The organism is Tenacibaculum insulae (genome assembly GCF_964512435.1).
GTDB classification, from domain to species: domain Bacteria; phylum Bacteroidota; class Bacteroidia; order Flavobacteriales; family Flavobacteriaceae; genus Polaribacter; species Polaribacter insulae_A.
In genome coordinates, this window is sequence record NZ_OZ208512.1 from 391,765 (window position 1) to 405,422 (window position 13,658).

General features: G+C 29.6%; 8 protein-coding genes. 5 read left to right on the top strand and 3 right to left on the bottom strand.

Going from position 1 to position 13,658, the window contains the following annotated elements; all coding sequences use genetic code 11:
• Positions 1 to 4 precede the first annotated feature (4 nt).
• Together ACN5J5_RS01740 and ACN5J5_RS01745 are read right to left on the bottom strand one after the other, a co-directional pair.
• The gene (locus ACN5J5_RS01740; RefSeq protein WP_418645638.1) at positions 5 to 928 is read right to left on the bottom strand and encodes a DUF368 domain-containing protein; all 924 of its coding nucleotides are present in this window, start codon (positions 926 to 928) and stop codon (positions 5 to 7) included.
• Between the two features lie 9 nt (positions 929 to 937).
• The gene (locus tag ACN5J5_RS01745; protein WP_418645639.1) at positions 938 to 5,296 is read right to left on the bottom strand and encodes a translocation/assembly module TamB domain-containing protein; all 4,359 of its coding nucleotides are present in this window, start codon (positions 5,294 to 5,296) and stop codon (positions 938 to 940) included.
• A 224-nt stretch (positions 5,297 to 5,520) separates the two neighbouring features.
• Between ACN5J5_RS01745 and tsaD the strand changes: the two genes are divergently transcribed.
• Positions 5,521 to 6,549, top strand: coding sequence for a tRNA (adenosine(37)-N6)-threonylcarbamoyltransferase complex transferase subunit TsaD (gene tsaD, locus ACN5J5_RS01750; protein ID WP_418645640.1), 1,029 nt, complete (start codon positions 5,521 to 5,523; stop codon positions 6,547 to 6,549).
• Positions 6,550 to 6,570: 21 nt separating this feature from the next.
• The gene (locus tag ACN5J5_RS01755) at positions 6,571 to 8,421 is read left to right on the top strand and encodes an LTA synthase family protein (protein WP_418645641.1); all 1,851 of its coding nucleotides are present in this window, start codon (positions 6,571 to 6,573) and stop codon (positions 8,419 to 8,421) included.
• 5 nt (positions 8,422 to 8,426) lie between these two features.
• Here the strand turns inward: ACN5J5_RS01755 and ACN5J5_RS01760 are convergent, their stop codons facing one another.
• On the bottom strand, positions 8,427 to 10,058 hold the full coding sequence (locus ACN5J5_RS01760) for an ABC-F family ATP-binding cassette domain-containing protein (RefSeq protein ID WP_418645642.1): 1,632 nt from the start codon (positions 10,056 to 10,058) through the stop codon (positions 8,427 to 8,429).
• A 166-nt stretch (positions 10,059 to 10,224) separates the two neighbouring features.
• Between ACN5J5_RS01760 and ACN5J5_RS01765 the strand changes: the two genes are divergently transcribed.
• From ACN5J5_RS01765 to ACN5J5_RS01775, 3 genes are all read left to right on the top strand, one after another.
• A complete protein-coding gene (locus ACN5J5_RS01765; RefSeq protein ID WP_418645643.1) occupies positions 10,225 to 11,193 on the top strand; it encodes a hypothetical protein in 969 nt (322 codons plus the stop codon).
• Between the two features lie 674 nt (positions 11,194 to 11,867).
• Positions 11,868 to 12,557: a helix-turn-helix transcriptional regulator gene (locus tag ACN5J5_RS01770; protein ID WP_418645644.1), complete on the top strand. Its 690-nt coding sequence runs from the start codon at positions 11,868 to 11,870 to the stop codon at positions 12,555 to 12,557.
• Between the two features lie 78 nt (positions 12,558 to 12,635).
• Complete coding sequence (locus tag ACN5J5_RS01775; RefSeq protein WP_418645645.1) at positions 12,636 to 13,595, top strand: alpha/beta fold hydrolase; 960 nt, start codon at positions 12,636 to 12,638, stop codon at positions 13,593 to 13,595.
• Positions 13,596 to 13,658 lie beyond the last annotated feature (63 nt).

The window sequence follows — 13,658 nt, forward strand, 5'->3', positions numbered from 1 at the left end:
TTTTCTATTGCTCTTTTACTGCTAATTTTTCAAGTAACAAGATTAAAGCAAAACCTATAACTATTAATATTGAAGCGTAAACTATTTGTGGATTACCATCATACGAAAATGGAGAAATTGACAACTCGTTAAAAGGAACTTGCTCTCCGTGAGAGTTTGTTCTATACGTTAATACTTTTTTCCAAGGCCAAATTTTATTTAACGAACCTATTATAAAACCAGTTAAAACAGCTAGTGTATAATTTTTATAGTTAGCAAATAAATATTTTAGAACCCTTGAAAAAGATAACAGTCCTATAATTGCTCCGGCACCTATTGCTGCTATTGTTGTAAAATCTCTATTATTTATTGCAGCCAAAACTGGCTTATAAGCTCCTAAAAGCACTAAAATAAAAGAGCCAGAAATACCTGGTAAAATCATTGCGCAAATAGCAATTGCACCAGCAAAAAACATAAATAACGTTGATGAGTTTTCTGATATCATCGGATTTAAAGTGGTAATATAATACGCTAAAACAGCTCCTAAAACAACTAAAATAATTGCTATAGAATTCCATTTTGTAATTTGTTTTGCTATATAAATTACGCTTGCTAAAACTAATCCGAAGAAAAAAGACCACAATAAAATGGAATGATGAGTAAGTAACCAAGAAATTACTTTTGCTAAGGAAATAATACTGATAAAAATTCCGACAAAAAGTGATGCTAAAAAATTACCATTTAGTTGTTTCCAAGCAGTTTTAAATCCATCTTGTTTAAGAGTTTTAAATAAGCTTAAATTAACATTGCTAATTGAAGTTAATAACTCCTCATAAATTCCTGAAATAAATGCTATGGTTCCTCCAGAAACTCCCGGAACAACATCTGCAGCACCCATTGCCATTCCTTTTAACATAATTACTATATAATTTTTCTTTACGCTATCCATTTAAATTTATCAATCTTTTTTAGTTGATTTAAACCTAATTAAATTACTTTTTTTAGGTTGTATTGTATCTTTTTTAATTGTTTTTACTTTCTTTTTTTTCTTTAACCCTAATTTTTCTCCAAGTTCTGATAAATTATTAAAATTTACTTGATACGAAATACCAATACCTTGTGTATACCCTTCTTCTTCAGCTGAATATTGCACCTCATTTTGCCTATTAAAAACCGTACCTCTTAAGCTTCCTTCTTCATTTAATAACACCTCTACTTTTACTTCTCCAATTACACTTGTTTGTGTGTTTGCTCCAACAGGAACCCCTACTTTACCGTTTACTAAAATACGGTCATTTAATTGAGTTGAAATAGATACATCAACCTGATCGTCAGATCTTATATCGTTTACATCACTTCTATCTCCTTGTGTGTACCCTAAACCTAATTGAAATTTATTACTTTCATTGTTTAGCATATTGGTTAAAATACTTGATGCTATTTCTGATGCGGTTCCGGTTAAACCAGATGCGGCACTATTACCAATAGCATCTTCAACATAAAAAGTACCAAAGGCTAACAAAAATGAAAAGTGTTGCATTTTTGTATTCAAATCATTTCCGTTTAAAATAAATTCTAATTCGGATGCTACGGTTGAATTTGCATTCGGAATTTTAATATCAAATTCTTGTTTCGAATTAAATAAACCTCCCGTAATTTTGGTGTATAAATCAATAGGTATTTTACGGTTAGAATTAATATTATCTAATAATTGTGCAGGGTTTGCTTTGGTTTTATAAACGGCCGTTAAATCTAATTCTGCTTCATACGGATTTCCATTCCACGCTATTGTACCTCCTTTTTGTACGGTAAATGGCTTTGTTATTCCTGCGTATTTAAAATTGTAAAGTCCTTTATCTATTTCAAAATCGCCAAACATATTAAACTTTCCTAATGTGTTTATGTCAATTCTTAAATTTCCTTCTCCACTTCCTTTTAACTCGCTTCCCGTAACCTTGTCAATTACTACTTGAGCAATTGCATCTTTCGTTACTTCTAAATTTATTTTTAAATCGAGTCCTTTTATATCTTTTACTGCTTTATTAACAATTTCATCTTCAGGTTTCCCTGTTTTAAAGCGAATTAATTTATAATTATCTATTGTTTTTACATCATTTAAAGGAATTACAAACACGGTTCCTTTATTTGTTTTTCCTTCAATAACAATATCTAAATTATTTGTAAGTCCTCTAATCTCAGCATTTCCATCTAAAAAACCTGTTCCATAGTAAGAAGATTCTTCAGTTTCTTTGGTATCTAATACTAATAAATTATCGGTATCAATGTCTAATTTTAAATACCAATCTTTAAAATTTTGATGCGCAATATATCCTGATAAAATTCCTTGAGATTTATGTTTTGTATCTTCTAATAAAATATTATCGATTATAAATTGTTGTTTATCTAAAATAATATTTGTGTTTCCTTTTAAATCAAAATCAATATTTAAATACGGAAAATTTAAACCCGCTTCTTCAAAGTTTAACATTCCCTGAAAATCAGGATTATTTAAAAATCCTTTAGCTGTAAAATTTCCCGTAACCTTACCTCTAAGTTTGTTTAAAACTTCTTCACCTAAAGGACTAAAAGCTGCTATTTCGTATTCTTTTAAAAACACATTTAAATCAACAGTTGGTCTTTCTTTTGATAAATCTATCCCTCCTATTGCCGAAATGTTTTTTGCTTTTTCGCTTGCTAAAGTTAAATCTACCTTATATTTTTCGTAGGAATTATCTCCAAAAACATCTAATGATAAATCGCCTTGATAAAAATCATTTATATGAAAGTTTTCAATAAGTAAATCGCCTTTAGGAGCTAATTTTTCTTTTTCTTGTTTAAAATCAATAGCTCCTGTTAAATCTCCTCCTAGCTTTAAATTATCTACTAATGGTAAAAAACTTTCTAATTTTACTTTATTAAATGTAGCTTGTAAATCTTTATAAGTACTATCTCTAACAATTCCTTTAAATGCTATTTTTTGCTCGCCTGATTGAAAAACAAACGGACTTACATTAAAATTATTTTCATTTAAATTAAAGGTTACTTTATGTTTTTTATCTTTTTTGTTATTTATAATCCAATCAAAACCTTTATAATTAAAGGTTGATTTTTGAATACCTACAACCGAATTTTGCAACTCATTAATTGTATAATAAAAATCGAGATTAAAACTTTCTGAATAATCTTTTCCTCCTTTAAAAATAGATTTAAAATATAAAGTATCGTTTTGAGTTCTATTTAACAAGTTTAATTTTTCAATATTATAATATTCTGTATTAATTTTACTTGCGGTTAAATGGGTGTTGTATAGCGGATTTTTATTATCTAATCTTAACACAACATCCTCAATAATATTTTTATAGGCATCTATTTCTGGTGATGTAAAAGTAAGTTTTAATGCGTTTTTATCTGAATTAATTCGCCCTTTAAGCCTAGTGTTTTTACTTATTGATATTTCTGGCAAAAAAACATCTATAATTTGATTGTGAATGGTAAAGTCAAAATCTAAAAATTGATTTTTAGTTACTTTATGCGGACGATAATTTGTGTAAACACTACCCAAAGCATTTTGTGTTATTGGTATTAAATCTTCAAAAGAAAACTTACCTTTTAATTCTCCTTTAACAATATCTTCCGAGTTGACTTCTATTGTTTTAATACTATCTTTTACTGATGATTTTATTTCAAAAATCTTAAACGGGTACTCTTGCTTTTGGTTTGTGTATACTAATTTTTTAAAGGTTGCTTTTCCTATAATATTATCAAAATTATTTCCTGATACGTTTAAATTGATATTTCCTTTTAATTCAGCAATACTGTCTCGAGTAAAAAGGTTTGTTTTTTTTAAATCAATCTTATCAATATTTGCTATAAAATCAAATTTATTTATTGTTGATGAAAAATCAGCAAGTCCTTCAAAATTTAATTTAAAATTATCATCTTTTGCAATTAATAATCCGTCAAATTTTTTGTTTTGAAACTGACCATTAACATTTAAATTTTTATAACTATATTTATTAAACTCTAAACTACTTACATTTCCTATAATAGTAGTATTTACACTTGCTACATTAAACCCGCTTCCATTTACATCAGCTTTTAATGATATTTTACCAAGTATTGGATCGTTTGCAAAAATTCCTAAATCAAAATTATCAAACTCTATTTCTCCTGCATAAGTAGCTTCGTCAATATGTGCTACATCTGTTAATTGAAGATCTGTTATTACATTTCCTATTTCTGATTTTACTGATAATGTTGCATCTATTTGATCTGGAGTTACGTTAACATTTCCTTTAAACGTAAAATTTCCTAATCTTTGAAATTCTGATGGTAATGATTTCCCTAACAAATTAGGTAACACATCTTTTAACTGAAAATAATTTGCGGTAAGGTTTTCTAGGTCGGCATCAAAAACAAAACCTCTGCTCGTTTTTATAACATTAACAAAGCCCATATTACCAACAACCTTTATTCCTTTTTTAGAATTAATTTTAACGTTATTGGCACTAAAATTATTTAAAACACCATTAAAATTACCAGTAAAATATAAAATATCGTTTCCGCTTAGTTCCTTGTACAACTTACTTAAGTCTTTAATTGAAAGTGCACTTTTAGATAAAGTTGCTTTAAATTTTACCTTATCATTAAAATTCACAAAATCTTTACGATTATAGGTCATTTTAATGTCTCCAACTATTTTTGATTTGTTATTGGTTTTTAAAACTGTTTTACTAAAATTCATGTACTTTTTTGTGTACACAAAATCGGTTGACAAATCGGTTACCTTAATGCCTCTATTTTCAGTAAAACCCATTTCTCTCATTTTTAGAGAAACATTAGGACCAATAATTGAAAAATCTAATAACGTTCCGCTGGCATTATAAGCAGCAAATTGAAGTGGTTTTTTATCATTTTCATCAAACAATTTAAAGGTTAAATTATCTATAGAAATTTTATCACTCTTTAAAACAAAAGGATTTGACAAACTGTCTTTTGGAGTATCATCTTCAAAACTATCAATAAAAACAGACATGTTATCGTCTTTTTCACCTTTATAAGTTTTCATATTAAAATAAGCTCCGCTTAAAGAAGCTTCCCCTAAATCAACACTGTTTTCTATTATTCGTTTTGCGTTTAGTAACGAAGTACTTAAATTGTTAACAAAAATAAGAGTGTCTTTATGGTGATCTCTAATTTCAATTTCTTTTAATTGAACGCTCCCTAACCACGATAAATCTATTTTTTTTACAACAATATTGGTGTTATATTCTTTGTTTACCCAGTTTGTTGCTTCTTTAGCTAACTTACTCTGCACAAAAGGTAATGACAGTAAAATAAAGAGCAAGATTAAAAAAAGTAGCACGTACTTTAAAAACCTCCACAATATTTTCCCTATTTTCTTAATGATAATACCTTTTATAAACCAACTAACAAATGTAATCAGCTAACTGCAAAAATATTGCCTTATTTTAAAGAAATATTAATTTTAACGAAAATCTAACGTAATATCAATATTTTTGCATTCTAACACATAATAAAGTGAGTACAAAAAACGGCTATATTTTAGGTATCGAAAGCTCTTGTGATGACACAAGTGCATCGGTAATTTATAACGGAAAAGTAATAAGTAATGTGGTTGCTAATCAAGAAATACACGCTAAATACGGCGGTGTTGTTCCTGAGCTTGCTTCGAGAGCACATCAACAAAACATTGTTCCGGTAGTACAACAAGCTATTGAACAGGCTAAAATTACCAAACACGATTTAAACGCTATTGCTTTTACTCGTGGTCCTGGTTTAATGGGCTCTTTATTAGTGGGAACTTCATTTGCAAAATCTTTTGCCTTAGGTTTAAATATTCCGTTAATAGATGTAAACCACATGCAAGCGCATATTTTGGCTCATTTTATTGAAGAAGAAAACAGCAAAATTCCACCGTTTCCTTTTGTTTGCCTAACTATTAGCGGCGGACATACACAGATTGTTAAAATTACCAATCATTTTGAAATGGAAATTTTAGGCGAAACTATTGACGATGCCGTTGGAGAAGCTTTTGATAAATCTGCAAAAATATTAGGATTACCTTATCCAGGAGGTCCTTTAATTGATAAACACGCACAATTAGGAAACCCGAAAGCTTATCAATTTACCAAACCAAAAGTTGGCGATTTACAATTTAGTTTTAGCGGATTAAAAACAGGAATTTTACGCTTTATTCAAAAAAATGTAAAAGAGAATCCTAATTTCATCAAAGAAAATCTAAATGATATTTGTGCTTCTATTCAATATACAATTATTGAAATATTGATGGAAAAATTAAAAAATACTGTTAAACAAACCAACATAAAACATATTGCTATTGCTGGCGGAGTTTCTGCCAATTCAGAAATTAGAAAACGTTTAGCCTTAGCCGAAAAACATTGGGGATGGACAACCTACATTCCGAAGTTTGAATATACAACAGACAATGCTGCTATGATTGCCATTGCTGGATATTTAAAATATTTAAACAACGATTTTTCTGATATTTCAGTTACCGCTAAGGCACGTTTAAAAGTTACCGAATAAACCTCTTATAAAACAGTTTAAATGAATAGTTTTAAAAACAGATTTCTTTTTAATATTACTTATTATTTTTTATGGGTAGCTTATTTTTTATTTGCACGCTTTTTATTTTTAGCTTACTATTTTGATAAAACTGCTGAATTAGGCATTGCAACAACGCTTAAAACTTTTTTATATGGAATTAAATTAGATTTTTCTTTTGCAGCATACCTTGCTGCAATTCCGTTTTTAATAATCATCTTTTCTATTTGGGTTCCTAAAAAAATCATCAATAAACTAATTAAAACATATACAGTTCTTATTCTTTTCGCTGTTAATTTATTTATGTTAATTGATATTACATTGTATAAATCTTGGGGAGTTCGTATCGACTCAACAGTATTAAACTACATTAACACACCAAAAGCTATGTTAGCTTCAGTTACAACAATACAGCTTATCGGTGGCATTTTAATTTGGATTTTCATTTCAGTTTTCACAATTTATTGCTTTCATAAAATAAGCAACAAACTAACTAATCGTTTAACAAAAGGAAACATTTTAGAAGTTCCTGTGTTGCTTTTATTAATCGGTTTTTTAATTATTCCTATACGAGGCGGATTTGCAAACATTCCTATCAATCAAAGTAATGTATATTTTTCTACCAAAATGTTTGCAAATCATACAGCTGTAAATTTTATGTGGAATTTTGCAAACACGTTAAAACATAGAAGAAGTAAAAAAAATCCATATAAACACTTTAAATCCGAAACAGCTAAAAACATAATTGATAAAACTAGGAATCAACTTTTAAGCGCTTCTGATACTATTTTAAACACCAAAAAACCAAACGTTATTTTAATAATTTGGGAAAGTTTATCTGCAAAAGCAGTAGGTGTTTTAGGTGGCGAACCAAATGTTACCGAAAACTTAAATAAATTAGCAAAAGAAGGTATTTTATTTACTAATTTTTATGGTAATGGCGATAGAACCGATAAAGGGGTTCCGGCTATTTTAAGTGGCTACTATCCACAACCAAGAAATAGCATTATGAAAATGCCACATAAATCAAAATCACTACCAATGTTAACCAAGGAAATGAAAAAACTAGGCTATAATACTGGTTTTTATTATGGCGGTGATAGTAATTTTGGTAACATGATTACTTATTTGCGCAATGGAAATATTGATAAAATTGTAGACGGAACTGAATTTGATAAAGAAAACTGGAATTCGAAATGGGGTGCGCACGACCATATTTTTTTAGATCGTTTTATTACTGATTTATCAAAACCAACGTTAAAACAACCTTTTTTTCAAATCGGACTAACTTTAACGAGTCACGAACCGTACGAGTTTCCTGGCGAATATAAATTTGGCAAAAAATCCGAAGAAAACCTATATAAAAGTGCTCACGCATATACTGATAAAGCAATTGGTAAATTTATTAACGACGCTAAGAAACAACCTTGGTGGAAAAACACTTTAGTTGTTATTTTGGCAGATCATGGGCATCCGTTACCAAAGCATGAAGGTTATTTTAACAGCCCTAAAAAATTTCAAATACCGATGGTTTGGTTAGGTGGAGCATTGGCTAAAACAGGTGTTAAGATTGATAATTTTAGCGCACAAAGTGATTTTGCTTATACTATAACCAATTTATTAGGAGGCAACTCCAATCAATTTAAATTTGGAAAACACATTTTTAACAAATCTGAAAAACAGTATGTACATTATGTTTTTAATAACGGTTTCGGAACTGTTTCTAAAAACGGAACATTTGTGTACGATTACGTTAGCAACAAACCCGTTATTAAAGAAGGGAATTACAAACCGTTAGATTCATTAGGTAAAGCAATGAGTCAAAAAGCTTTTCAAGATTTTTTAGATAGATAAACTACTTATAAATCGATTTCTTTTAAGGCTTTAATATTGTTACGCTCTAAGAAAGCATCGATAGTTTCAAAATGTTCAATAACTCGTTGATCTTTAAATTCGAATACTTTTTCAGACAAACCTTGTAAGAAATCACGATCGTGAGACACTAAAATTAAAGTTCCGTCAAAATGCAATAACGCTTCTTTAATCACATCTTTTGATCGTAAATCTAAGTGATTTGTAGGCTCATCTAAAATTAACACATTTACAGGTTCTAGCAACAATTTAACCATTGCCAAACGCGTTTTCTCTCCTCCAGAAAGCACTTTTACTTTCTTTTCAATATCGTCGCCAGCAAACATAAAACGTCCTAAAATATTTTTTATTTGTGTTCGTATATCACCTTCGGCAACCTCATCTACTGTTTGAAAAACTGTTAATTCAGGGTCTAATAATGACGCTTGATTCTGCGCAAAATATCCAACCTTGGCATTATGCCCTAAACCACATTCGCCTTCAAAATCTATTTCGCCCATAATAGCTTTTATCATCGTTGATTTCCCTTCTCCGTTACGCCCTACAAACGATACTTTTTCGCCACGAGCAATTGAAAAACTAGCATCTTCAAAAACCGTTAAATCTCCGTATTTTTTTGTTAAACTTTCAACTTTTACAGGATAATCACCCGATCGTGGCGATGGTGGAAAACGCAATTTTAACGCTGTAGTATCTACTTCGTCAATTTCAATCGGCACAATTTTTTCTAGCATTCTTTCTCGTGAAGCAACTTGATTTGTTTTAGAGTAGGTTCCTTTAAAACGCTCAATAAATCCTTTAATATCTGCAATGGTTTTTTGCTGTTCTTGATATGCTTTTATTTGATGTGAACGACGCTCTTTACGCAGTTCTAAATAATGTGAGTAATTCGCTTTATAATCGTGAATCGTACCCATGGTAACCTCAATAGTTCGGTTGGTTATATTATCGATAAATGCTTTATCGTGCGAAATTACCACAACAGCTTTGGCTTTGTTTAACAAAAAATTTTCTAACCAAATTACAGATTCAATATCTACGTGATTCGTAGGCTCATCGAGTAAAATTAAATCGGGTTTTTGTAATAAAATTTTAGCCAATTCAATACGCATACGCCAACCACCACTAAACTCTGATGTTAGTCTATCAAAATCTTCTTGCTTAAATCCTAATCCTTTTAACGCTTTTTCAACCTCTGCTTCGTAATTAACCTCTTCTAAAGCGTAATAACTTTCTCCTAAATCGGTAACACGCTCAATAATTTTCATGTATTCTTCCGATTCGTAATCAGTACGCGTTTCTAACTGTTTATTTAACGAATCCATTTCGGCTTTCATCTTAAAAACAGCCTCAAAAGCCTTTGATGCTTCTTCACGAACTGTACAATTATCTTCCATTAATAAATGCTGAGGTAAATAGGCTACTACGGTATCTTTCGGGCTTCTAACTCCGCCTTTAGTCGTTTTAGAAACACCTGCTATGATTTTCATCATGGTTGATTTTCCTGCTCCATTTTTACCCATTAAAGCAATTTTATCATTTTCATTTATTACAAACGAAACATCTTTAAATAAGGTTTTTCCACTAAACTCAACCGTTAATTGATCTACAGTAATCATGCATTTATATTTTGAATGGCGAAATTAAGAAAAAGAGTCAATAATTTATTAAAAACTTTACCTCTTACAACTTAATGGTTTTAGTATATTTGAGAAAGAAAAACACAATTAAATAGCAAATAACTTTTTAACTTTTAGGTTTAAATAAGTATAAATCAATAAAATTATGACTAAAACTTTTTTAACAGCATTATTATTCGTGGTTTTAATCAGCTGTAAACAATCAGTTAACAAAGAAAAAAACGATACAACAACTACAAAAAAGGAAACTCATGTTGCTTTTTACGGTAATTATGTAGACAATAATTATGATAAAAGAGCTGAAGGATTGGATTGGGTTGCTGTTTCTGTTAAACCAAACAATAATAAGTCAGTTTTAATTTCTGTTAGGTCAAGAGCTGATCAAAAAAAACCTACTTGTACTTTTGATACTAAAGCCTATAAAAAAAATGAAACTGATTATGTATCAACCTACAATGGTAAAAAAATAACTTTTCATTTTGATAAAGAAAATATAACTATTTCTTCTGAAAAAGAAGAAGATTTAAGCTTTTTCTGCAACGGAGGAGCTACTATTGCTGCTACTTATAAGAAAGTTGATAAAAAGCTAGATACTTTACAAATAGATTTAACAACATTTAGTAAAGTTTTAAATTTACAAGGTATTGGATTTAACATTTCATCAATAAAGAAAAATAATAAAAACACACTTTCTATTTTTACTTTCGGATTAGAGAAACAAAATTACAATGAGTCTTTTAACATTGAAAACGAAATTATTATTGATGCAGAAGTTGAAGATTTAGATTCAGATAATTCTCCTGAATTACTTATTTATACACAGTCTTTAAATGATAAAAAACATGGAAATGTCTATGCTTTTTCTGTAAACAATAAAAAATCTATGAGTAAGGTGGCTTTTGTACCGGTAACAAAAAACAATAAAGTAAATAATGATTATAACGGTAATGATGAATTTTCAGTTATCGAAAATTCTTTAGTTCAAAGATTTCCCGTTTATCAAACAACAGAAAACAAAACCTTTTTAACAGATAAAACAAGGCAAATTTCTTATAAACTAGTAAAAGGAGAAGCTTTAAAAAAGTTAGTTATTAATGAAATTACTGAGTTTTAAAAAATCACATTACGTTACTAAACTTAATTATTAAATCACGGTTTAATTTAACCAATATTGATCTTTACCAAGTAAAAAAGTTTTATAACTGAAAATATCCCTGCACAAACCAAACTTTTAGAAGCAGGGAAAATAGAGCTATATATTTATTTTTTAAGTACTAGAACAGTAAAAGGGTATCAAAATATTGATGAAAAAATAGTAGTTCGGCATTTAGTTTCTGAACATGATTTTTTTACATCTTTAGATAGTTTTATGAGCGAAACTCCATCTATAGATTATTAAGAAACAATTACTGATTGTAAACTTGTAAAAATTTCTAAGCCCGACTTTGATCTTTTACAAGAGAATACTGCTTTTTGGAAAGATACTTTTGCTAGTTTAATGGAATTTGGAAGGAAAGGAACCTTAATTACAACGTCATTATTTAGATATGTTTTATGGATTAAAACAAGATTACGATATCAATAAATCAAAAAAAAAATTAGGTTTTAACCCTAAACCATCAAGAGAAGCTCTAATTAATGCTTTAGAGTATCTAAAAAATGATTGGAAATATACTGAACCCCGTTAATTAAAAATAAGCTATTTTTAAAACTCCAGAAAGTTGCGTTTAAAAACCGCAACTTTCTTGCAAAAAACCCTTGTAGCCGATTAACAACAACTATATTAAAATGGAATATTCCGAAACAAATAGACTATCAAGATTAACAGCAATTTTAATTCAATTACAAACAAAAAAAATTGTAACCGCTTCAGAATTAGCAACTAAATTTAATCTTAGTAAAAGAACTATTTATAGAGATATAAGAGCACTAGAGCAATCAGGAGTTCCTATATTAACAGAACAAGGAAAGGGTTATACATTAATGGACGGATATAAGGTTCCGCCTGTAATGTTCACTGAAAAACAAGCAAATGCCTTAATACTTGCAGAACAGTTAGTTTTAAAAAACAGTGATGCTTCCTTTGTAAAAGATTATTCGGAAGCAATTGATAAAATAAAATCAATATTAAGATATACCGAAAAAGACAAAGCAAATTTACTTGCCAATAGAACTCAATATAATGAAGTTATAAATCAAGAAAGAAATAGCAATAACTTGTCTGACATACAAAATGCACTTACCAATTACAACCTTGTAAAAATACAATACACTAACAAGGAAGAGATTACAACAGAAAGGTTAATAGAGCCATTTGCATTGTTAAATTCTAATAATTGGTATTTAGTTGCGCTGTGTCGTTTACGTAAGGAATTTAGATTTTTTAGATTAGATAGAATCCAAAAAACAGAGATTCAACCTGAAAAATTCAAACCTCATAACATGACTTTACAGGAATATTTTGATCAATATCATTAATTATTTTTCACCCTTGCCATAGGGCTGTCACCAACCGAATTTACGTTTGCATTATATTAATTTTTAAAACAAAAAATAATGACAAATGTAACGAACACAAAACTAAATCCAATCGAGTTTCCAAAGCCCACTATGATTTCAGTTAATGGCATAGAACTCGAGGTTTTTGAAGCTGGTAAACAAAACATAGGTAAACCTATTGTACTTTGTCATGGCTTTCCAGAGCATGCTTTTTCTTGGCGTCACCAAATTCCTGCTCTAGCCAAAGCAGGGTACCATGTTATTGTTCCAAATCAACGCGGTTATGGTAACTCATCTTGTCCGACTAAAATAACTGATTATGATATTAACCACTTAACAGGAGATCTCGTTGCGCTTCTAGATCACTACGGATACGAAGACGCTACCTTTGTTGGTCATGATTGGGGTGCAAATGTTGTTTGGGGACTATCGTTATTGCATCCAAAGCGAGTAAATAAAGTAATAAATTTGGCATTACCTTATCAAGAACGAGGAGAAAAACCTTGGATTGAATTTATGGAAGCTATATTTGGTGAAGATTTTTATTTTGTTCACTTTAATAAACAACCAGGAGTAGCAGATGCTATATTACATAAAAACACCTCGCAGTTTCTTCGTAATTTATTTCGTAAAAATGTACCTCTAGCACCACCCGAACCAGGAATGTTAATGATTAACCTTGCTAAAGCAGATAAACCACTCGGTGAAGCTATAATAAATGAAAATGAATTAGCATTTTTTGCTTCAGCTTTCAAATCATCAGGATTTACAGGAAGTATAAATTGGTACAGAAACCTTGATCGAAACTGGCACTTATTAGCAGATGTAAATCCAATAATACAACAGCCAACACTTATGATATATGGTAATCGTGATATGATTCCTAAGTTTGAAAAACTACCTGAATTTGTACCTAATGTAGATGTGATTAGTTTAGATTGTGGTCATTGGATTCAACAAGAACTTCCCGAAGAAACAAATCAAACAATTTTAAAATGGTTAGCACAACATAATTAATGCCTAAAAAAAATAGAAACATACTGCCCTAATAGTAAAACGAATTGGCAAGAATAATTACAA